The organism is Pseudomonas sp. P9_31 (assembly GCF_034008235.1).
Taxonomy (GTDB): domain Bacteria; phylum Pseudomonadota; class Gammaproteobacteria; order Pseudomonadales; family Pseudomonadaceae; genus Aquipseudomonas.
Map to the genome: position 1 here is coordinate 4,470,515 of NZ_CP125375.1, position 22,434 is coordinate 4,492,948.

Genomic DNA, 22,434 nt, shown 5'->3' on the forward strand with positions numbered 1-22,434 from the left:
TTTTGATCGAATGACTTTTCCTGTTGCCTACGAGGTTTCCCATGACCGTTACCGTCAATACCGTCTCCGCCGAAGGTTTTCGTCACAGCGTCCAGATCGATGACCATGAACTGTTTGCCGATGTACCCAAGTCGTCCGGCGGCGAAGGCACGGCACCTGAGCCACACGACTACTTCGATGCAGCCCTCGGTGCCTGCAAGGCCCTGACACTGAAACTGTATGCGAAGAAGAAGGACATCCCACTGACCGGCGTCGGGGTTGAGGTCAAGCGCGACAACAGTGAAGAGCAGAAAGGCAAATACGTCCTGCACGTCAAACTCACGCTCAAGGGCGTACTCACCGACGCCCAGCGCGAAGAGCTGCACCGCGTGGCCGACCGCTGCCCGGTACACAAGCTGATGACCACCTCCGAGGTCAGCATCGAGACTCATCTGTCGGAAGGCGCCTTCAGCCAATAGCGGCAAGGGCTGCGCAAGCGGGTTATGCTCACGGCGTCACCCGCTCAGCCTGGAATGCAGCACCATGAACACTCCGCTCGTGATCCGTCCCCGCGCCGAAGACGTCGAAGGCCAGCCGATTCTTCGGACGCTGCCGTCAGCCAAATGCCGCAACGTCGGACCTTTTGTGTTTTTCGACCACATGCTCGAAACCCGTTATCCGCCGGGTAAAGGCATGAACATCCGCCAGCATCCGCACATCGGCCTGTCCACCCTGACCTACCTGTTCGAAGGGCAGATCCAGCACAAGGACAGCCTCGGTTCCAATCAGCTGGTGAATGCCGGCGATGTCAGCTGGATGACCGCCGGCAGTGCGATTGCCCACATCGAACGCACGCCCGACGCCTTGAAGGACAGCGGCGGTACGATGCACGGCTTACAGATCTGGCTGGCGTCACCCAAGGGCCGTGAACACGGTCCGGGACACTACAGCCACCATCCGGCAACCACGCTGCCCGTCAGCGATAACCTTGGCGTGAAGATACGGATGATCGCCGGATCAGGCTTTTGCCTCGAGTCGCCGGTCCCGGTGCTTTCTCCTACGCTGTATGCCGAATTGAACCTGCAAACGGCAACCACGCTGCTGATTCCCACCGAGCATGAAGAGCGGGCACTGTATGTGCTGAGCGGTGAGGTGCAACTGGACGGCGAACTGCTGGAACCGCACTCGCTGGTGGTGTTGCCGGCCGGGGAAGAAATGACGTTGTTCGCCGAGAGTGACTGCCATGCCGTGCTGTTTGGCGGAGCGCCATTGGATGGGCCGCGACGGATCAACTGGAATTTCGTGGCCAGCGATCCGGCACTGATCGATGAAGCACGTCGGCGCTGGGCTGCCGGGGATTGGCCGGCAGTGCCGGGGGAAATCGAGCGGATCGAACTGCCTTCGGATCTTCGGCGTTAGTAACACCGCCATCGCGAGCAGGCTCGCTCCCACAATGGATCGCACTCATGTACAAATTCTGTGTGCACTGGAGATCTAATGTGGGAGCGAGCCTGCTCGCGATGTGGCCCGCACTAACACCGAGATTGCCGGGGCAAAAAACAGCGATCAGCCCTTAAACACTTCATCCAGCAGATTGTGCATCGACATGAACGCACGAGCGGCGGTTTTCGCGTCATACATCATCGTGCCCGGCACATTGGCACGGGGATCGGTGAACGAATGCACCGCACCGCCGTAGCTCAGCAATTGCCAATCTACACCGGCGGCATTCATTTCAGCTTCGAACGCCGGCAGCTGCTCTTTCGGCACCAGCGGATCGGCAGCGCCATGCAGCACCAGCACCGAGCCCTTGATGTTTTTCGCGTCGTTCACGTTCGGCGTATCCAGCGTGCCATGGAATGACACCGCCGCTTTCACCGGCGCACCGGTACGCGCCAATTCCAGCGCGCAGCAACCACCGAAGCAGAAACCGAACGTCGCCAGTTTCGAGGCATCGACTGCGGCCTCACCCTGCCCTTGCAGTTGTTCGAAGGCTGCCTGCATGCGTTTGCGCAGCAAGGCGCGGTCATTCTTCAACGGCATCATTGCCGCGCCCGCCTCATCGCCGTTCTGCGGACGAACCGATTGCCCGTACAGGTCGGCGATCAGCACCACATAACCCTTGGACGCCACGGATTTGGCAATCTCCTCGGCGCCGGCGCTGACGCCCAACCAGTTCGGCGCCATCAACAGACCCGGGCGCGGGCCTTTATGGTCGGCATCGAAGACCAGACGGCTTTCATACGACTGGCCGTCGACCTGATAGGCAACGGAACAAACAGTGATTTGGCTCATGACTGACTCCCAGTAAAAAAGCACCAGAATGAAAAAACCCGCCGAAGCGGGTTTTTTCTACAACGCGGTTAAACCGACAGTTCAACCAACAGCTTGTTCAAACGGCGCACATACGCGGCCGGGTCTTTCAAGCTGTCGCCGGCCGCCAGGGCCGCCTGATCGAACAGGATGTGCGACAGATCGCCGAAGCGCTCGTCGCTCTGCTCGTTGTCGAGTTTCTCGATCAGCGGGTGAGCCGGATTGAATTCGAAGATCGGCTTCGAATCCGGAACCTTCTGACCACTGGCTTCCAGGATCTGACGCATTTGCAGGCCCAGGTCCTGCTCGCCGATCGCCAGAATCGCCGGGGAATCGGTCAGACGGTGGGAAACCCGCACCTCAGCAACGGACTCACCCAAAGCGGTCTTGAGACGCTCAACCAGACCTTCTTTGGACTTGGCGACTTCTTCCGCGGCTTTCTTGTCTTCTTCCGAGTCCAGGTTGCCGAGGTCCAGGTCACCGCGTGCCACGTCGACGAAGCTCTTGCCGTCGAAGTCGCTGAGGTAGCTCATCAGCCACTCGTCGATGCGGTCGGTCAGCAGCAGCACTTCGATGCCTTTCTTGCGGAAGACTTCCAGGTGCGGGCTGTTTTTGACTTGCGCGTAGGTTTCGCCAGTCAGGTAGTAGATCTTGTCCTGACCTTCCTTGGCACGGGCCAGGTAGTCGGCCAGACCCACAACCTGCTCGCCGTCGTCGCCCTGAGTGGACGCGAAGCGCAGCAGACCGGCAATTTTTTCTTTGTTGGCGAAATCTTCTGCCGGGCCTTCTTTCATGACCTGACCGAAGTTCTTCCAGAAGCCTTTGTATTGCTCAGGCTCGTTCTTCGCCAGTTTTTCCAGCATGTCCAGAACGCGCTTGGTCAGCGCCGATTTCATGGTGTCGATGATCGGGTCTTTCTGCAGGATTTCCCGCGACACGTTCAGCGACAGGTCGTTGGAGTCGACCACGCCTTTGATGAAGCGCAGGTACAGCGGCAGGAACGACTCGGCCTGATCCATAACGAACACACGCTGCACATACAGCTTCAGGCCTTTTGGCGCTTCACGCTGGTACAGATCGAACGGAGCACGGGTCGGTACATAAAGCAGCGAGGTGTACTCGAGCTTGCCTTCGACCTTGTTATGGCTCCAGCTCAGCGGGTTCTCGAAATCGTGAGCGACGTGTTTGTAGAACTCCTGGTATTCCTCATCCTTCACTTCAGTGCGAGGGCGAGTCCACAGGGCGCTGGCGCGGTTGACGGTTTCCCACTCAAGCGCAGGCTTCTCTTCGCCTTCGGCGGCTGCCACTTCTTTCGGCAACTCGATCGGCAAGGCGATGTGGTCGGAATACTTCTTGATGACGTTGCGCAGACGCCAGCCATCAGCGAACTCGTCTTCACCAGACTTCAGGTGCAGGACGATGCGAGTACCACGGTCGGCTTTCTCGACGGTGGCGATTTCGAATTCGCCTTCGCCCTTGGACGACCAGTGCACACCTTCGCTGGCAGCAAGGCCGGCACGGCGGCTGAATACGTCAACTTTATCGGCGACGATGAAGGCCGAATAGAAACCGACACCGAATTGACCGATCAGGTGCGAGTCTTTTTTCTGATCGCCAGACAGGTGTTTCATGAAATCGGCAGTGCCGGACTTGGCGATGGTGCCCAGATGGGTGACCGCATCCTCACGGCTCATGCCGATGCCGTTGTCTTCGAGGGTGACGGTTTTAGCGTCCTTGTCGAAGCTCACACGGATTTTCAGTTCAGCGCCGCCTTCCAGCAACTCAGGCTTGGCCAGCGCTTCAAAACGTAATTTATCGACCGCGTCAGAGGCGTTCGAGATCAATTCGCGAAGGAAGATTTCCTTGTTGGAATACAGCGAATGGATCATGAGGTGCAGCAGCTGCTTCACCTCGGTCTGGAAGCCCAGGGTTTCCTTTTGAGTTTCCACACTCATGGTCATCAAACTCCAATCAGATGGCAGTGGCCGCGACCTTGAGGGTCGGCGGCGGGTTGTCATCAAAGTTGGGGGCTTAGATCAGGATTTCAAGGGCTCTTCGATTTTGAAGTGGGCCCGGGCCGTGGCAATGGGCTCGGCTTCAGTGCTTTGCCAGGCGGTAATCGCCACGTTTGCCACCCGGCGCCCCTGTCGGCAAACCAGGCATCGGGCCCAGGTATCGCGAAATTGCCCCGCGCGCAGGTAGTCGAGGGAAAAGTCGATAATCTTCGGCACGCCGGGCAAACCGGTGAAAATCAACAGGTGCAGCGCCGCCGAAAGCTCCATGAACCCGGCAATCACCCCGCCATGAATCGCCGGCAATAAAGGGTTACCAATGTTGTCCTTGTTGGCCGGCAGACGAAACAGCAGCTCATCTCCTACCCGCGAACATTCGACGCCGATCAGCTCGGCGTAAGGAATCAGCTGCAGCAGCGCTGTGTAGTCCCCCTGCGCATGAGCCTGCTGGAGTTGCTCCTTGAACGTGCCAGTCATTTCGCACCTCCAGCAATGACACCACCAAAGCCCTTGGTGCCTTTGACGCCCTTGCCCATGCGCATAAAGGTGCCCACCACGTGGGCGATGGGCTGTTCGGGATCGTCCTGATAGGCAAAACCGCGCGCGAAGATCACGTCGGTGGTCACTCGGTAACATTGGGCGAAGCCGTACACATCCTTGTGCGGCTCGGCGGCGTACATGTAGTCGATACGCAAGTCGAGCGTCGGGCAAACCTCGAACTCAGGCAGCACGCAGAGCGTGGCCATGCCGCAGGCGGTGTCCATCAGTGAGGTCAGCGCACCGCCATGAATCACCCCGGTTTGCGGGTTGCCAACGATTTGCGGGCTGTACGGCAGAATCACCGTCAGCCCTTCGCTGCTGGCACTGTGAACGCGCATTCCGAGAACCTGACAATGCCGCAATGCCGACAGGAATCGCGTCGCACGCTCAAAAACGGGGTTTTCGGCCATTTGATAAAACTCTTCTTAGTGTCCAGACAAAGTAGCAGGCTAGTGGGCAAAAGTTCCGTGGCAAAACAAACATATATATATCTGTGAATTGAGGAACTTAACCCTGATCACCGCGCTCGAAAGGCCAGTAGATATTTTCCATCAGGAGAAACACCCCATGCGTAAGACTTTAGCTATTGCCTTGATGTTGACCGCTTCCCTCGGTCTCGCTGCTTGCGATAAAAAATCCGAGGACAAAGCTCAAGATGCTAACCAACATGCCGAGCAAGCTCAGGAAAAAATGAGCGAAGCTCAGGATAAAGTGAACGAGGCAGCAAAAGAAAACGCCGAAGCTGCCAAAGCTCAGGCCGAATCGAACGCAGCAGCGACAAAAGAAGCCGCGCCAGAAGCACCTAAAAACTAAAAGCGTTTTTAGTGATAAAAGAAAACCCGCCAAGTGCGGGTTTTCTTTTATCGGCGGCTTTTGTTTGCAATGCAGTATTAGATCAAAATCGTCCTAAAAGTCGGACTAATCATCAGCAGCAACGAACACACTAAACCCACGAACCACACCAGACTGCGCTGCCAGGCCAGATCTGCCCAATAGCACAGCAAGTAAATGATGCGTGTGATCACGAAGATGATTGCCAGCGTATCGATCAGCCACCCCGCCGTCTGCGTGGTGTGCGCCATCAACACCCCAACCGCAAATATTATGAACGCCTCGAAACTGTTCTGGTGGGCCGCCAATGCACGAGCACCGAAGCCTGTAAGTTGCGCCTGTTGCTGGCGCGGCAGGTGATTGTTGTAACCGCCCTGCGCGCTCATGGCCTTGGCCACTGGCATGCGCGCCACGAAAATCAACAAGGCGCTGATAAACACACACCAGAACGGAATACTCATCAAGCCGCCTCTTTGTTCAGCTCAGGCAATGGCGCCTCTGTAGGGGTATAGACCATCACGTCAAGAACGTCGGAGTGAAACTCGCGGCGATACAACACAAACACGACACCGGCGCTCATCAACATGAACAACCAGGGGCTGACAAACCACGCCAACATGGTCATGCCGAAGTAATAGGAACGCAGACCGAAGTTGAACTGGTTGGCCGCCATGGAAATGACACGAGCGGCTCGGGAAGCAAAGGCTTTACGCTCTTGCTCGGACACATGGCGCTCACCAATCATCGGTGCCGAGCCCACAAGAATGGCCGCAAAGTTGTACTGACGCATGCACCAGCTGAACGTAAAGAACGCATAGACAAACACCAGCGCCAGGCACAACAGCTTGATCTCCGACATGCCTTGGGAGGCCTGTTGCACCATCGGGATATCCGCCAGCAATGACACAGCTCTTTCGGACGCGCCCAATACCGTGAGAATGCCGGCCAGGATAATCAACGTACTGGAAGCGAAGAACGAGGCGTTGCGCTCAAGGTTGCCGATCACGCTGGCATCGGCAATGCGGTTGTCGCGCAACAGCATGCGGCGCATCCAGTCTTCACGATACAGGTGCAGCACACTGGCCAGGCATGCAGTGTCACGGCCCTTCCATGTCGCGTAACGGGTGTAGCCACCCCAGCAGACGACAAACCAGAGCGCGGCGAGGATATGGATCAGATTAGCGTGGATGAACGACATGCAGTTCCTTGTGAGATCAGTGTGAAATACCGGGATCCTGTGGGAGCGGGTTTGCTCGCGAAAGCGGACTTCCAATCAACATCGCTATTGAATGTTAAGCCCTCTTCGCGAGCAAGCCTGCTCCCACATTTGATCTTCGCACGCCCATAAAAAATGCCCCGTATCGATTGATACGGGGCATTTCAATTTGCAGCTCAAAGCCCGCTTGTGGCGAGCCATGAAGCAGTTTAAGCCAGCGCTTCTTCGCGCTTGCCCAGCAGACGGTCGCAGACCACGGCGACCGCCAGGGTCATGACCGACGGCACCAGCCACGCCAGCCCCTGCTCGCTCAGCGGCAGGTGAGCCAGTTGCGTCGGCATCCAGTCGGCCAGACCGGCGCCTTTGAGGGCGTCGATCAGGCCGAAGATGAACGACACCAGCATCACCGGTCCGACGATGCGGCCCTGCTCATGCCAGAAGCCCTTGCAGAAGCTCAGGGCGACCAGGGCGATGCACGGCGGGTAGATGGCGGTCAGCACCGGGATCGAGAACGCGATCAGCTTGGTGAGGCCCAGGTTGGACACCAACAGGGAGAACGCAGCCAGGATGATCACCAGCGTCTTGTAGGACAGCGGCAATACACCGCTGAAGTATTCGGCACAGGCGCAGGTCAGACCGACCGCTGTCACCAGGCAGGCCAGGGAGATCAGCACCGCGAGGAAACCGCTGCCCAGGGAGCCGAAGGTGTGCTGCACGTACGCGTGCAATACCGCCGCGCCGTTGGTAGCACCGGCGGCCACTTCATGGCTGCCCGAACCGAGCCGGAACAGACTGACGTAAACCAGCGCCAGACCCACGCCGGCAATCAGCCCGGCAATGATCGCGTAACGGGTGATCAACACCGGCGAATCCACGCCACGAGAGCGGATCGCATTGACGATGACAATGCCAAATACCAACGCGCCCAGGGTATCCATGGTCAGGTAACCATTGATGAAGCCCTGGGAGAACGGTGCTGCCACGTATTCAGGGGTGGCCACGCCGATGTCGCCAGCCGGCAGCGCGAACGCCGCGATACCGAGAACGGCCAGGGCGATGATCTTCAGCGGTGCGAGGAACCGTCCTACGGTGTCCAGCAGACGGCCTGGATAGAGCGAGATGAAGAACACCAGCAGGAAGTACACCGAGCTATAGAGAAACAGCGCCAGCGGGCTCTCGCCAGTCAGCGGCGCCAGACCTACTTCGAACGACACGGTCGCGGTGCGCGGCGTCGCGAACAACGGGCCGACAGCCAGGTAGCACGCGGCTGCGAGCAGGCCGCCGGCGATTTTACCGATCGGGCTGCTCAAGGCATCCATTGCGCCGCCGACCTTGGCCAGGGCGACAACGGTGACCACCGGCAGACCGACTGCGGTGATCAGGAAACCCAGCGCCGCCATCCAGACATTAGGCCCGGACTGCAAACCGACGATAGGCGGGAAAATGATGTTGCCGGCCCCGACGAACAGGGCAAACGTCATAAAACCCAGTGCCAGGATGTCCTGGCCTTTCAACACTTTCATTAAGGAAATACCACACTACTGAATCGGAATTTAGAGAGGGATTTCCCTTATGGGTGAGGGAAATGCTGTCGATCCGTATAGGACCGACCCGTTTAGCGCGTCGCTGCCTTGTGGGCCGCGGACGCAAAAATGGCGGCTAGCGTAACGAATTTGCATGACAAACGCACTGTTACAGTGCGAACTATCCGATACACGACATTTCAATGTCGCGTTTTTGCATGTAAATGGTGGGCGGTCCGCCATCGCGAGCAGGCTCGCTCCCACATTTAGAACGCGGTCAAATGTGGGAGCGAGCCTGCTCGCGATAAGGCCTTCAAAGCCGACACAAACCCCGGAAACGACAAAGGCCACCCGAAGGTGGCCTTTGTCTGGTGAAGCGTCAGTTAAGCCCGAGGCTTACTTGACGGCCCAACCGGTCAGCTCGGCCAGGGCCTTGCCGATGTCTGCCAGCGAACGCACGGTTTTAACACCTGCGTCTTGCAGTGCAGCGAATTTCTCGTCTGCAGTGCCTTTGCCGCCAGAGATGATTGCGCCAGCATGGCCCATGCGCTTGCCCGGAGGAGCAGTCACACCAGCGATGTAGGAAACAACTGGCTTGGTCACGTGTGCCTTGATGTAGGCAGCCGCTTCTTCTTCAGCCGAACCGCCGATCTCGCCGATCATGACGATCGCTTCGGTCTTCGGGTCTTCCTGGAACAGCTTCAGGATGTCGATGAAGTTCGAACCCGGGATCGGGTCACCACCGATGCCGACGCAAGTCGACTGACCGAAACCAGCGTCGGTAGTCTGCTTCACAGCTTCGTAGGTCAGGGTGCCGGAACGGGAAACGATACCGACCTTGCCTGGCAAGTGAATGTGACCTGGCATGATGCCGATCTTGCATTCGCCTGGAGTGATCACGCCTGGGCAGTTAGGGCCGATCAGGGTGATACCCAGCTCGTCGCACTTGACCTTGGCATCCAGCATGTCCAGGGTAGGAATGCCTTCAGTGATGCAAACGATCAGCTTGATGCCGCCGAAGGCTGCTTCCAGGATGGAGTCCTTGCAGAAAGGAGCTGGAACGTAGATCACGCTGGCGGTGGCGCCAGTGGCAGCTACAGCGTCTTTCACGGTGTTGAACACTGGCAGACCCAGGTGCTCGGTGCCGCCTTTGCCTGGAGTTACGCCGCCAACCATCTTGGTGCCGTATTCGATGGCTTGCTGGGTGTGGAAACTACCTTGCGAACCGGTAATGCCCTGGCAGATAACTTTGGTGTCTTTATTGATCAGGACGCTCATTATTTGCCCTCCGCAGCTTTAACGACTTGTTGAGCAGCGTCGGTCAGGCTGGTAGCAGCGATGATGTTCAAACCGCTTTCTGCCAGTACTTTAGCGCCCAGCTCAGCGTTGTTGCCTTCAAGGCGAACAACAACCGGGATTTTCACGCCGACTTCTTTCACGGCGCCGATGATGCCTTCGGCAATCATGTCGCAACGAACGATGCCGCCGAAGATGTTGACCAGTACTGCAGCGACGTTAGTGTCGGACAGGATGATCTTGAACGCTTCGGTAACGCGTTCTTTGGTAGCACCGCCGCCCACGTCGAGGAAGTTGGCTGGTTTGCCGCCATGCAGGTTGACGATGTCCATGGTACCCATGGCCAGGCCAGCACCGTTGACCATGCAACCGATGTTGCCTTCCAGTGCCACGTAGTTCAGTTCGAACTTGGCAGCGTGCGCTTCGCGCGGATCGTCTTGCGACGGATCGTGGAAAGTCTTCAGCTTAGGCTGACGGTACATGGCGTTGGCGTCGATGTTGATCTTGGCATCGAGGCAATGCAGATCGCCGTCAGCCTTGATCACCAGCGGGTTCACTTCCAGCAGAGCCAGGTCGTGATCCTTGAACAGCTTGGCCAGACCTACGAAGATCTTGGCGAACTGAGCGACTTGCTTGCCTTCCAGACCCAGCTGGAATGCCAGCTCGCGACCCTGGAATGGCTGAGCGCCAACCAGTGGATCGATAGTGGCCTTGAGGATTTTCTCAGGGGTGTCGTGAGCGATTTTCTCGATGTCCACGCCACCTTCGGTGGAAGCCATGAACACGATGCGACGGCTCGAACGGTCAACGACAGCGCCCAGGTACAGCTCTTTAGCGATATCAGTGCACGACTCAACCAGGATCTTGGTGACTGGCTGGCCATTGGCATCAGTCTGGTAAGTCACCAGACGCTTGCCCAACCACTGTTGAGCGAATGCTTTGGCGTCTTCTTTGCTGCGAACCAGCTTTACGCCGCCCGCTTTACCGCGACCACCAGCGTGGACCTGGGCTTTGACAACCCACTCGGTGCCGCCGATTTTGTCGCAAGCTTCTGCTGCTGCTTCCGGGGTGTCTACTGCATAACCGGTGGAAACTGGCAGGCCGTATTCAGCGAACAGCTGCTTACCCTGATACTCGTGAAGATTCATGCTTATTACCGTCTTCGTTAGGTACTGCGCATTCGGTGCTGCACTTGTTCAAGTGCCGCACCACCTGTGACTGCTGCTTGCGTAGCCTTTCCGGGTACCCGGTGCAGCCACGCAAGACTGCGTCCAGCGGACATTCCGCGGTGAGTCTTGCATGCAAGGCTCACGACGGGCCGTACCGCCGTGGTTTCTTATTGTCTTAACGCTTCTTGCGGTTGGCGATGTGGATGGCGCCGCCATTCACAGCCAAGGCTGCTTCGTGCAAGGCTTCAGACAGGGTCGGATGGGAGAAAACCATCATGCCCAGGTCTTCAGCGCTGGTGCCGAATTCCATACCGATCGCGCCCTGCTGAACCAGTTCTGCAGCGCTCGGGCCAATCACGTGGACGCCCAATACGCGGTCGGTCTTGGCATCAGCGATGACCTTGACGAAACCACCGGTATCGTTGGCGGCCATGGCACGGCCAGAGGCTGCGAACGGGAAGGTGCCGACGTTAACTTCTACGCCTTCAGCTTTCAAGGCCTGCTCGGTTTTACCGACCCACGCGATTTCCGGGTGAGTATAAATAACCGAAGGGATCAGGTCATAGTTCATCTGGGCTTTATGGCCCTTGATGCGCTCGACAACCATGATGCCCTCTTCCGAGGCCTTGTGAGCCAGCATCATGCCGCGAACCACGTCACCGATGGCGTAAACGCCCGGTACGGTGGTGGCGCAGTGATCGTCAACGTGCACGAAACCGCGCTCGTCGAGGGTCACGCCGCAATCGGCAGCCAGCAGATCAGTGGTCACCGGACGGCGACCAACGGCTACGATCAGCTTGTCGAAAGTGATGTTCTGTTCGCCGTTGGCATCGGTGTAGTTCACAACGACTTCGTCGCCGTTCACTTTGGAACCGGTCACGCGAGCGCCCAGCTTGATGTCCAGACCCTGTTTGGTCAGGGTTTTCAGCGCTTCCTTGGAAACAGCGGTGTCCGCTGCCATCAGGAAGGTATCCAGCGCTTCGAGAACGGTGACTTTGGCGCCCAGACGGGACCATACCGAACCCAGTTCCAGACCGATAACACCAGCGCCGATCACACCCAGGCGTTTTGGTACGGATTGGAATTCCAGAGCGCCAGTCGAATCGACGATCACATTCTGGTCGACCGGAGCCGGTGGAATGTCGATCGGACGCGAGCCCGGAGCCAGGATGACGTTTTCGGCTTCGATGACTTCAACCGAACCGTCAGGCTTGGTGACTTCGACTTTCTTGCCGGCCAGCAGTTTGCCGTGGCCCTGGATCGAAGTGACGCCGTTAGCCTTGAACAGGGTGGCAACGCCAGAGGTCAGGCCTTTGACGATGTTGGCTTTACGGCCGACCATTGCTGGTACGTCCATGGTCACGCCAGCGTGGTTGATGCCGTGGATCGCGAAGCCGTCTTGCGCTTCGTGGAACTTCCAGGAGCTGTCCAGCAGCGCCTTGGATGGAATGCAGCCGACGTTCAGGCAAGTACCGCCGAGGGCCAGTTTGCCTTCCTTGTCGGTGTATTTCTCGATGCAGGCAGTGGTGAGGCCCAGTTGCGCTGCTTTAATGGCAGCCACGTAGCCGCCAGGGCCCGCGCCAATCACTACCACGTCGAATTTCTGAGTCATGTGTCATTCCTTCTCGAATCAAACCGGACGGCCCCTTTTGGGGACCGTCGTGGGACGAAGCTGGTCATTACAGAAGGGCCGCCCATCGCTGAACGGCCCGTGCAACGAAATCAGATATCCAGCAGCAAACGAGCCGGGTCTTCCAGCAGGTTCTTGATGGTAACCAGGAAGGTCACAGCCTCTTTGCCATCGATCAGACGGTGATCGTAGGACAGTGCCAGGTACATCATCGGACGGATAACGACTTGACCGTTGATCGCCATAGGACGCTGCAGAATGTTGTGCATGCCCAGGATGGCCGCTTGTGGCGGGTTGACGATCGGGGTCGACATCATCGAACCAAAAGTACCACCGTTAGTGATGGTGAAAGTACCGCCGGTCATCTCGTCCATCGACAGTTTGCCGTCACGAGCCTTCTTGCCGAAGGTGGCGATGCCGCCTTCGATTTCAGCCAGGCTCATCAGTTCGGCGTTACGCAGAACCGGAACAACCAGACCGCGGTCGCTGGAAACAGCTACACCGACGTCAGCGTAGCCGTGGTAAACGATGTCAGCACCGTCGATCGACGCGTTGACAGCCGGGAAGCGTTTCAGCGCTTCGGTGGCCGCTTTCACGAAGAACGACATGAAGCCCAGGCGCACGCCGTTATGGCTCTTCTCAAAGAGATCCTTGTACTTCGAACGCAACGCCATGACTTCGGTCATGTCGACTTCGTTGAAAGTGGTCAGCATTGCCATGTTCGATTGAGCTTCAACCAGACGCTTGGCGACGGTGGCCCGCACGCGGGTCATCGGTACGCGCTTCTCGATGCGATCGCCGGCAGCGAACACTGGAGCAGCAGCGGCAGGAGCAGCCGCCTTGGCAGGCGCGGCAGCCGGAGCGGCTTTCTTGGCAGCTACAGCGGCAACAACGTCTTCCTTGGTCACACGACCGCCTTTGCCAGTGCCGGCAACGGAAGCGATGTTGATGCCGTTTTCTTCAGCCAGCTTGCGAGCAGCCGGTGCAGCAACAGGATCATCTTCGCCTTCAGCGGCTGGAGCAGCAGCTTGTGCAGCGGCCGGAGCAGCGGCAGCAGCTGGAGCGGCAGCAGCGCCGCCTGCTTCGATGGAGCCCAGGACTTCGTCGGACAGAACGGTGTCGCCTTCGTTCTTGACGATAGCGCCCAGCACGCCATCAGCGGTGGCCAACACTTCCAATACGACTTTGTCAGTTTCGATGTCGACGATCAGGTCATCGCGCTTGACGGCGTCGCCCGGTTTTTTGTGCCAGGTGGCAACGGTGCCATCGGCAACCGATTCCGGGAAAGTGGGGGCTTTGATTTCGATAGCCATTATCTGTGGGTCCTTAAATTCGGTTTCAGGTGCGCGAAGGCGTTAAACAGTGAAAGCATCTTGCAGCAGTTGTTCCTGCTGCTCGGCGTGCATCGATGCGTAACCGCAAGCAGGTGCGGCAGACGCCTCACGACCAGCGTATTCCAGGACCAGGCCTTGTTTATGGTTGGTCAGGCTGCGACGCATGTGATGCTGGCTGCTGTACCAGGCGCCCTGGTTCATCGGCTCTTCCTGGCACCAGACCACGTTTTCGAGGTTGGTGTAAGGGGCGAGCGTCTCCATCAGGTCGTCCTCAGGGAACGGATACAGCTGCTCGAGACGCACGATGGCGATGTCTTCACGACCTTCGGCACGGCGTTTTTCCAGCAGGTCATAGTAGACCTTGCCGCTGCACAGGATCATGCGAGTGACCTTTTTCGGGTCAAGCGCATCGATTTCCGGGATAACGGTCTGGAACGAACCTTCGGCCAGATCTTCCAGGGTCGAAATGGCCAGTTTGTGGCGCAACAGCGACTTCGGAGTCAGAACGATCAATGGCTTGCGCAGCGGGCGAATGACCTGACGACGCAGCAAGTGATAGATCTGAGCCGGCGTAGTCGGTACGGCTACCTGAATGTTGTGCTCGGCGCACAGCTGCAGGTAACGCTCCAGACGAGCCGAGGAGTGCTCAGGCCCCTGACCTTCGTAACCGTGCGGCAACAGCATGGTCAGACCGCAGAGACGGCCCCACTTGTGTTCGCCACTGGTGATGAACTGATCGATAACCACCTGGGCACCGTTGGCGAAGTCGCCGAACTGGGCTTCCCAGATCACCAGCGCATCAGGCGTGGTGGTCGAGTAACCGTATTCGAACGCCAGTACGGCTTCTTCGGACAGGAACGAATCGTACAGGTCGAAACGTGGCTGGCCGTTATACAGGTTCTGCAACGGGATGTAGGTGCCCGCGTCTTTCTGGTTGTGCAAGACAGCATGACGGTGCGAGAACGTACCGCGACCGATGTCCTGACCCGTCATGCGAATCGGGTGACCTTCGAACGCCAGGGTCGCGTACGCCATGGTTTCGGCGTAACCCCAGTTGATCGGCAGGCCGCCGGCTTGCATCTTCTGACGGTCTTCGTAGATTTTCGCGACCTGGCGCTGAACCACGAAGCCTTCAGGAATTTCCAGCAGCTTGGCGGACAGTTCCTGCAAGGTTTTCAGATCGAAGCGAGTGTCGTGACGCGCAGTCCAGGCATGGCCCAGATACGGACGCCAGTCCACGAACAGCTCTTTGTTCGGCTCTTTGACCAGGCTTTTTACAACATGCAGACCGTTGTCCAGCGCGTTGCGGTATTCGTCGATTTTCGACTGCACACGCTCTGCGTCCAGCACACCGCTCTGGGTCAGGCGATCGGCATACAGCTCACGGGTAGTGCGCTGTTTGGTGATCTGCTGATACATGATCGGCTGGGTACCGCTTGGTTCGTCAGCCTCGTTGTGGCCGCGACGACGGTAGCAGACCAGATCGATCACCACGTCACGCTTGAACTGCATGCGGTAGTCGATGGCCAGCTGGGTCACGAACAATACAGCTTCCGGATCATCACCATTCACATGGAGGATCGGCGCCTGGATCATTTTCGCGACGTCGGTGGCGTACTCGGTGGAACGCGAGTCCAGCGGGTTGCTGATGGTGAAACCGACCTGGTTGTTGATCACGATGTGCACGGTGCCGCCGGTTTTGAAACCGCGGGTCTGCGACATCTGGAAGGTTTCCATGACCACGCCTTGACCTGCGAATGCAGCGTCACCGTGGATGGAGATCGGCAGAACCTTCTCGCCGGTAGGATCGTTACGACGGTCCTGACGGGCGCGAACCGAACCCTCGACCACCGGAGAAACGATTTCCAGGTGAGACGGGTTGAACGCCATGGCCAGGTGAACTTCACCGCCGGCGGTCATCACGTTGGACGAGAAGCCCTGGTGGTATTTAACGTCACCGGAACCCAGCTCGACCTTCTTCTTGCCTTCGAACTCGTCGAACAGCTCGCGCGGGTTCTTGCCGAAGGTGTTGACCAATACGTTCAGACGACCACGGTGGGCCATGCCGATGACGATTTCCTTGGTGCCGTAGGAACCGGAACGCTGGATCAGCTCGTCAAGCATTGGAATCAGGCTTTCGCCGCCTTCCAGACCGAAACGCTTGGTACCCGGGTATTTGGTGCCCAGGTATTTTTCCAGGCCTTCACCGGCGGTCACGCGCTCGAGCAAGTGGCTCTTGATATCGGCGGAGTACGTCGGACGACCGCGCACGCTTTCCAGACGCTGCTGGAACCACTGGCGCTGCTCGGAATCGGTGATATGCGTAAATTCAGCGCCGATGGTGCGGCAATATGTCTGCTGCAACGCTTCGTGAATTTCGCGTAGGCTCGCCTCCTCTTTGCCGATGAACAGGTCGCCGGCACGGAAGGTCGTATCAAGATCGGCATTGGTCAAGCCGTAATGATTGATTGACAGGTCTGCAGGTGCAGGACGCTGCCACAGCCCCAGCGGGTCAAGCTGGGCTGCCTGGTGGCCACGCATACGGTAGGCCTGGATCAATCGCAACACTTCAACTTGCTTCTTCTCGTGCTCACTGCTCACGCTGCCGGCGGAAACCGGTTGGGCGCGGCGCTGGTTCTTTGCCAGCAAGACGAAATGATCGCGAATTGTGGAGTGCGAAACATCGGTAGCAGTGTTGCCGTCAGCAGGCAACTTCTGGAAGTAGGTGCGCCACTCTTCTGGCACAGCGTTAGGGTCGTGCAGGTAGAGCTCGTAGAGCTCTTCCACATAGGCAGCGTTACTACCGGAAAGGTAGGCGCTGTTCCACATGCGCTGCATCACGCTTTCTTGCATGCTTGGTCACCCTCGGTTAGGGGAACACCACCGGCGTCGACACCGAGCAAACTTGCAGAAGTCCGAATGCAGCGACTAAAACAAGCCACTTAGGATCACGCTGATAGTCCGGGTACCAGCCCGGATGCCCCTGCTTGTCTCATTTCTTCAAAATAAGAGCCGCAGCCTTATGGGCTGCTGCTCAGGTTAAAACTACGGCGCCGGTTGAAGCCTGCGCCGTAGCATCTACGGGTATTGCGGTCCTACGGGTACAGCAGCTGAATCACACGCCGCTTTGCAGCAGCATGTTACGGATGTGACCGATGGCCTTAGTCGGGTTCAGGCCTTTCGGACAAACGTTGACGCAGTTCATGATCCCCCGGCAGCGGAATACGCTGAACGGGTCATCCAGCGAAGCCAGACGCTCGGACGTCTTGGTGTCGCGGCTGTCTGCCAGGAAGCGGTACGCTTGCAGCAGAGCAGCCGGGCCCAGGAACTTGTCCGGGTTCCACCAGAAGGACGGGCACGAAGTCGAGCAGCAAGCGCACAGGATGCACTCGTACAGACCGTCGAGCTTTTCACGCTCTTCTGGGGATTGCAGACGCTCGATGGCCGGAGCCGGCGTGTCGTTCTGCAGGTATGGCTTCACCTTTTCGTATTGCTTGTAGAAGATGCTCATATCGACGACCAGGTCACGGATAACCGGCAAACCTGGCAGCGGACGAACGATCAGCTTGTTACCTTTTACGACGGCAGACAGCGGCGTGATGCACGCCAGACCGTTTTTGCCGTTGATGTTCATGCCGTCGGAACCGCAAACACCTTCACGGCAAGAGCGACGATAGGAGAAACCTTCGTCCTGCTCTTTGATCAGGGCCAGCACGTCCAGCACCATCAGGTCTTTACCACCGGTATCAACCTGGAATTCCTGCATGAACGGCGCAGCGTCCTGATCAGGGTTGTAACGATAAACACTGACTTGCAACATGGCGGCCACCCTTAATAAGTCCGAATCTTAGGTTCAAAAGTCGGAACAGTCTTCGGCGAGAAGTTCACTGCACGCTTGGCAACGCGCTTCTCACCCGGGAAGTACAGGGTGTGGCACAGCCAGTTTTCGTCGTCACGGTCTTCGAAGTCTTCACGGGCGTGAGCACCGCGGGACTCTTTGCGTACTTCTGCAGCGATGGCGGTAGCTTCGGCCACTTCCAACAGGTTCTGCAGTTCCAGCGCTTCGATACGTGCAGTGTTGAAAGCCTGCGACTTATCGTTGATCTTCACGTTGGCGATGCGCTTGCGCAGGTCAGCCAGCTGGGCAATACCCTTCTGCATGTATTCGCCGGTACGGAATACACCGAAGTAGTTCTGCATGCAGTTCTGCAGCTCGCGACGCAGGGTAGCCACGTCTTCGCCTTCGGTACGGTTGTTCAGAGCGTTCAGGCGCGACAGGGCAGCTTCGATATCGGCTTGGGTAGCGTCGTCGTATTCGATGCCATCGGTCAGCGCCTTTTCCAGGTGCAGGCCGGCAGCGCGGCCGAATACCACCAGGTCGAGCAACGAGTTGCCGCCCAGACGGTTGGCACCGTGAACCGATACGCAAGCCACTTCGCCCACGGCGAACAGACCTGGGATGATGGCGTCGACACCTTCGTCGTTCTGGGTGATTGCCTGGCCATGAATGTTGGTGGCAACGCCGCCCATCATATAGTGGCAGGTCGGAACAACCGGAACCGGAGCGACGACCGGGTCAACGTGCGCAAAAGTTTTCGACAGTTCGCAGATGCCTGGCAGACGGCTGTGCAGCACTTCCTCGCCCAAGTGGTCGAGTTTGAGCATTACGTGGTCGCCATTCGGGCCACAGCCGTTGCCGGCGATGATTTCTTTAACCATCGAACGGGCAACAACATCACGACCTGCAAGGTCTTTGGCGTTCGGAGCATAACGCTCCATGAAACGCTCGCCGTGCTTGTTGATCAGGTAACCACCTTCACCACGGCAACCTTCGGTAACCAGTACACCAGCGCCGGCGATACCGGTCGGGTGGAACTGCCACATTTCGATGTCTTGTACCGGTACGCCAGCACGCAGAGCCATGCCGACGCCGTCACCGGTGTTGATCAGGGCGTTGGTGGTGGACGCATAGATACGACCTGCACCGCCGGTGGCCAGAACGGTAGCCTTGGCACGGATGTAGGTGGTTTCGCCGGTTTCGATGCAGATGGCAATCACACCGACAAAAGCGCCATCCTGGTTTTTCACCAGGTCAACAGCGTAGTACTCGTTCAGGAACGTGGTGCCGGCTTTCAGGTTGCCCTGATAAAGGGTGTGCAGCAGCGCGTGACCGGTACGGTCGGACGCAGCGCAAGTACGGGCAGCCTGGCCACCCTTACCGTAATCCTTCGACTGACCGCCGAACGGACGCTGGTAGATACGACCTTGCTCGGTACGCGAGAATGGCATACCCATGTGGTCCAGCTCGTAAACGGCAGCCGGGCCTTCCTGACACATGTATTCGATCGCGTCCTGGTCACCGATGTAGTCGGAACCCTTGACGGTATCGTACATGTGCCAGCGCCAGTCATCGTTCGGGTCGGCCGACGCGATGGCGCAGGTGATGCCGCCCTGGGCCGATACGGTGTGCGAACGGGTCGGGAAAACCTTGGTGATCACGGCAGTCTTGTGACCGCCTTGTGCCAGTTGCAGCGCAGCGCGCATGCCGGCACCGCCGCCACCAATAATGATGGCGTCGAAAGAAATCGTTGGAATGTTAGCCATGGATCAGATACCCCAGAGAATCTGCACACCCCAGACGAAGTAAGCGAACATCGCAACGCCGCATACCGCCTGGAAAAGGAAACGTACTGCAGTCGCGGACTTGCCCAGCGCCATCGGCGTCAGGTAGTCGGTCGCGATGGTCCACATGCCGACCCAGGCGTGAGCGCCCAGGGCCACAAGGGCCAGCAGACTGAAGATACGCATCCCGTTGTGGGCGAACAGGCCATGCCATTGGGCGTAGCCAATGCCAGGATTCGCCGCGAGGTATCCGATCAGGAAGATGAAATAAGCCGCGAGAACAACCGCAGACACACGTTGCGCCATCCAGTCATAGAGGCCCGAACGCGAAAGGTTCGTAACGCTGGTTACCATATCCAAACTCCTGCCAGAACGATCAACACCACGGAAACGGCGATGATAATTTTCGAGCCCAGGCGGCCGCCTTCAAGCGTCTCGCCGATGCCCATATCCATGATCAAGTGGCGCACGCCGGCTACCAGGTGATACAGAAGAGCGGACAGGAGGCCCCATGCTACGAACTTGGCCAGCGGACTGGTCAAGCATGCCTTCACCTCAGCAAAACCTTCCTCGGAACCCAGAGACTTGCCCAATGCATACAGCATGAAGCCAAGGCCCAGGAAGAGGATGATGCCGGAAACACGGTGAAGAAACGACGTAACGCCGGTGATGGGGAGTTTGATGGTCCTTAGGTCTAGGTTTACAGGTCGTTGGCTTTTCACGGCTTTTTTTTCACACTGAAGAGCCCCTAACAATCAGGGCAAAGTTGTTGGGGAGTGCACTGGTCAGGTAACCACCACCCAGGGATGCGACCCCCAATAAAGCAGGCCCAAAAGCCCCTGGCGGTCGGTGGCCGAGTATAGACAGTTAGGCTACTAATGACAACGCGTTCACCTTCCCCTAATAGCTGATTGCACAAGTCAGATAAAAGGCGTAAATGGCAGTCAATTTCGAGGAAAAAGTCCGGTTAAAGCCTTCTGGAGCAAGACTTTAGGCAAATTGACATTCAAATTTATCTCACTATAGTGGTGCGGGCCCTGCGTGGGGGGTCTGTCTGATGATTTCAAGCATAAATAGGAGGCCACATGGCTGACAAAAAAGCGCAGTTGATCATCGAGGGCGCAGCCCCCGTCGAGCTGCCCATTTTAACCGGCACCGTTGGTCCCGATGTTATCGACGTTCGGGGCCTGACGGCCACGGGCCGTTTCACCTTTGACCCTGGTTTCATGTCGACCGCCTCCTGCGAGTCGAAGATCACCTATATCGACGGCGACAACGGCATTCTGCTGCACCGCGGCTACCCGATCGAACAGCTGGCTGAAAAGTCGGACTACCTGGAAACCTGCTATCTGCTGCTCAACGGTGAATTGCCGACCGCAGAACAGAAGGCCCAGTTCGTCGGCACCGTGAAGAACCACACCATGGTTCACGAGCAATTGAAGACCTTCTTCAACGGCTTCCGTCGCGACGCCCACCCGATGGCCGTCATGTGCGGCGTAGTGGGCGCCCTCTCGGCGTTCTACCACGACTCCCTCGACATCAATAACCCGCAGCATCGCGAAATCTCCGCGATCCGCCTGGTTGCCAAGATGCCGACCCTGGCCGCAATGGTTTACAAGTACTCCATGGGCCAACCCATGATGTACCCGCGCAACGACCTGTCGTACGCGGAAAACTTCCTGCACATGATGTTCAACACCCCGTGCGAGATCAAACCGATCAGCCCGGTACTCGCCAAGGCCATGGACCGGATCTTCATCCTCCATGCCGACCACGAGCAGAACGCATCGACCTCCACCGTACGTCTGGCCGGTTCGTCGGGTGCCAACCCGTTCGCCTGTATCGCCGCCGGTATCGCTGCACTGTGGGGCCCTGCCCACGGCGGTGCGAACGAAGCCGTGCTGACCATGCTCGATGAAATTGGCGATGTCTCGAACATCGACAAGTACATCGCCAAGGCCAAGGACAAGAACGATCCGTTCAAACTGATGGGCTTCGGTCACCGGGTTTACAAAAACCGCGACCCACGCGCCACCGTCATGAAGCAGACCTGCGACGAAGTACTGAAAGAACTGGGCATCACCAACGATCCGCAACTCGAACTGGCCATGCGCCTGGAAGAGATCGCCCTGACCGACCCGTACTTCATCGAACGCTCGCTGTATCCGAACGTCGACTTCTACTCGGGGATCATCCTCAAGGCGATCGGCATTCCAACCAGCATGTTCACCGTGATCTTCGCCCTGGCGCGGACCGTCGGCTGGATCTCCCACTGGAAAGAAATGCTCTCCAGCCCGTACAAGATCGGCCGCCCGCGCCAGTTGTACACCGGCTACGAGTCGCGTGACATCACCCGGCTTGAAGACCGCAAATAAGACCTGTCTTGCGATAACGTCTTGAGCTGTACCGGAAACGGCCTCTATTTAGATAGAGGCCGTTTTTGTTTGTGCCTGATGTTGAGTGACGCGGCGGCCTGAGGGCCGACCGGGCTCTTTGGTTGTGTACATATCCTTTTCTGCGGTGGCGGCTGCTGGCGGTTCCGCTCTTACAGCGGGTCACTTTGGAAAAGCGCCAAAGTAACCAAAGCGCTTTTGCCCCTTTCGTTCGGTGCCTCGCCCAGGCTCGGCATGCCCTCGCTCCGGTCCTGCTCCGTGGGCCCGCCGCCATCGGCCATCCATGGCCGGGGGCGGCTAACCCGGCATCCATGCCGGGTTGCCCACTGCGCAGAACCTCCACTCGGCCTCTCGAGGGGGCGGTGCGTCAAGATCAAAAGCTGCAGGCGAGCTAACGCTCGACCTGTTGAGTGGTGAAAAGCAGAGCGGATATGCTCTGTTTTTTTGTGGGAGCTGGCTTGTCGGGTCGCCGCATCGCTGCGATGGCGGCCTGTCAGCCGACTAATCGTCCCCCGGATGTACCCAGTCCAACTGTGGGAGCGAGCCTGCTCGCGAAGCTGTTGATCTTGCTGTTGC

20 protein-coding genes are annotated in these 22,434 nt (G+C 58.0%); 4 read left to right on the forward strand and 16 right to left on the reverse strand.

Translation table 11 applies throughout. The features are described 5' to 3' along the window. Positions 1 to 41: 41 nt before the first annotated feature. Positions 42 to 458 carry an OsmC family protein gene (locus QMK51_RS20045; RefSeq protein WP_258696896.1) on the forward strand — a complete coding sequence of 139 codons (417 nt, stop codon included), beginning with the start codon at positions 42 to 44 and terminating at the stop codon, positions 456 to 458. A gap of 64 nt (positions 459 to 522) precedes the next feature. Next, positions 523 to 1,398, forward strand: a complete 876-nt coding sequence (locus tag QMK51_RS20050; RefSeq protein ID WP_320391348.1) for a pirin family protein — start codon at positions 523 to 525, stop codon at positions 1,396 to 1,398. 147 nt (positions 1,399 to 1,545) lie between these two features. Here QMK51_RS20050 and QMK51_RS20055 read toward each other — a convergent pair whose 3' ends face one another. The 4 genes from QMK51_RS20055 to QMK51_RS20070 form a co-directional block, all read right to left on the reverse strand. Beyond that, positions 1,546 to 2,274: a dienelactone hydrolase family protein gene (locus tag QMK51_RS20055; protein WP_320391349.1), complete on the reverse strand. Its 729-nt coding sequence runs from the start codon at positions 2,272 to 2,274 to the stop codon at positions 1,546 to 1,548. A 68-nt stretch (positions 2,275 to 2,342) separates the two neighbouring features. Next, entirely contained in the window at positions 2,343 to 4,247 is a 1,905-nt protein-coding gene (htpG, locus tag QMK51_RS20060; protein WP_320391350.1) for a molecular chaperone HtpG, read from the reverse strand. Positions 4,248 to 4,328: 81 nt separating this feature from the next. Then, complete coding sequence (locus QMK51_RS20065) at positions 4,329 to 4,781, reverse strand: PaaI family thioesterase (RefSeq protein ID WP_320391351.1); 453 nt, start codon at positions 4,779 to 4,781, stop codon at positions 4,329 to 4,331. Further along, the gene (locus QMK51_RS20070) at positions 4,778 to 5,254 is read right to left on the reverse strand and encodes a PaaI family thioesterase (protein ID WP_320391352.1); all 477 of its coding nucleotides are present in this window, start codon (positions 5,252 to 5,254) and stop codon (positions 4,778 to 4,780) included. The genes QMK51_RS20065 and QMK51_RS20070 overlap by 4 nt, the downstream gene beginning before the upstream one ends. 157 nt (positions 5,255 to 5,411) lie before the next feature. On the opposite strand from QMK51_RS20070, the gene QMK51_RS20075 reads away from it, so the two are divergent. Further along, on the forward strand, positions 5,412 to 5,657 hold the full coding sequence (locus tag QMK51_RS20075; protein WP_123496139.1) for a hypothetical protein: 246 nt from the start codon (positions 5,412 to 5,414) through the stop codon (positions 5,655 to 5,657). A 77-nt stretch (positions 5,658 to 5,734) separates the two neighbouring features. Here QMK51_RS20075 and QMK51_RS20080 read toward each other — a convergent pair whose 3' ends face one another. From QMK51_RS20080 to sdhC, 12 genes are all read right to left on the reverse strand, one after another. Then, a complete protein-coding gene (locus QMK51_RS20080; protein ID WP_258696901.1) occupies positions 5,735 to 6,136 on the reverse strand; it encodes an MAPEG family protein in 402 nt (133 codons plus the stop codon). Beyond that, on the reverse strand, positions 6,136 to 6,873 hold the full coding sequence (locus QMK51_RS20085; protein ID WP_007936050.1) for a DUF599 domain-containing protein: 738 nt from the start codon (positions 6,871 to 6,873) through the stop codon (positions 6,136 to 6,138). The genes QMK51_RS20080 and QMK51_RS20085 overlap by 1 nt, the downstream gene beginning before the upstream one ends. Before the next feature lie 227 nt (positions 6,874 to 7,100). Continuing rightward, the gene (gene brnQ, locus QMK51_RS20090; protein ID WP_320391353.1) at positions 7,101 to 8,414 is read right to left on the reverse strand and encodes a branched-chain amino acid transport system II carrier protein; all 1,314 of its coding nucleotides are present in this window, start codon (positions 8,412 to 8,414) and stop codon (positions 7,101 to 7,103) included. Between the two features lie 396 nt (positions 8,415 to 8,810). Beyond that, entirely contained in the window at positions 8,811 to 9,692 is an 882-nt protein-coding gene (sucD, locus tag QMK51_RS20095; protein WP_008032672.1) for a succinate--CoA ligase subunit alpha, read from the reverse strand. Continuing rightward, the gene (gene sucC, locus QMK51_RS20100; protein ID WP_007898980.1) at positions 9,692 to 10,858 is read right to left on the reverse strand and encodes an ADP-forming succinate--CoA ligase subunit beta; all 1,167 of its coding nucleotides are present in this window, start codon (positions 10,856 to 10,858) and stop codon (positions 9,692 to 9,694) included. Before sucC ends, sucD begins: the two co-directional genes overlap by 1 nt. A 196-nt stretch (positions 10,859 to 11,054) precedes the next feature. Then, positions 11,055 to 12,491: a dihydrolipoyl dehydrogenase gene (lpdA, locus tag QMK51_RS20105; protein WP_320391354.1), complete on the reverse strand. Its 1,437-nt coding sequence runs from the start codon at positions 12,489 to 12,491 to the stop codon at positions 11,055 to 11,057. Positions 12,492 to 12,601: 110 nt separating this feature from the next. Then, positions 12,602 to 13,822: a 2-oxoglutarate dehydrogenase complex dihydrolipoyllysine-residue succinyltransferase gene (gene odhB, locus QMK51_RS20110; protein WP_010456848.1), complete on the reverse strand. Its 1,221-nt coding sequence runs from the start codon at positions 13,820 to 13,822 to the stop codon at positions 12,602 to 12,604. A 42-nt stretch (positions 13,823 to 13,864) separates the two neighbouring features. Then, positions 13,865 to 16,696 carry a 2-oxoglutarate dehydrogenase E1 component gene (locus tag QMK51_RS20115; protein WP_258696905.1) on the reverse strand — a complete coding sequence of 944 codons (2,832 nt, stop codon included), beginning with the start codon at positions 16,694 to 16,696 and terminating at the stop codon, positions 13,865 to 13,867. Positions 16,697 to 16,958: 262 nt separating this feature from the next. Further along, positions 16,959 to 17,663, reverse strand: coding sequence for a succinate dehydrogenase iron-sulfur subunit (locus tag QMK51_RS20120; RefSeq protein ID WP_018925107.1), 705 nt, complete (start codon positions 17,661 to 17,663; stop codon positions 16,959 to 16,961). 11 nt (positions 17,664 to 17,674) lie between these two features. After that, a complete protein-coding gene (gene sdhA / locus QMK51_RS20125; protein WP_258696906.1) occupies positions 17,675 to 19,447 on the reverse strand; it encodes a succinate dehydrogenase flavoprotein subunit in 1,773 nt (590 codons plus the stop codon). Between the two features lie 3 nt (positions 19,448 to 19,450). Further along, complete coding sequence (gene sdhD / locus QMK51_RS20130) at positions 19,451 to 19,819, reverse strand: succinate dehydrogenase, hydrophobic membrane anchor protein (RefSeq protein WP_003210573.1); 369 nt, start codon at positions 19,817 to 19,819, stop codon at positions 19,451 to 19,453. Beyond that, positions 19,813 to 20,187, reverse strand: a complete 375-nt coding sequence (sdhC, locus tag QMK51_RS20135) for a succinate dehydrogenase, cytochrome b556 subunit (protein ID WP_015096190.1) — start codon at positions 20,185 to 20,187, stop codon at positions 19,813 to 19,815. Before sdhC ends, sdhD begins: the two co-directional genes overlap by 7 nt. Positions 20,188 to 20,550: 363 nt before the next feature. Here sdhC and gltA point away from each other — a divergent pair, with 363 nt between their 5' ends. Further along, positions 20,551 to 21,840 carry a citrate synthase gene (gene gltA / locus QMK51_RS20140; RefSeq protein ID WP_105339798.1) on the forward strand — a complete coding sequence of 430 codons (1,290 nt, stop codon included), beginning with the start codon at positions 20,551 to 20,553 and terminating at the stop codon, positions 21,838 to 21,840. The last annotated feature ends 594 nt before the right edge of the window (positions 21,841 to 22,434 follow it).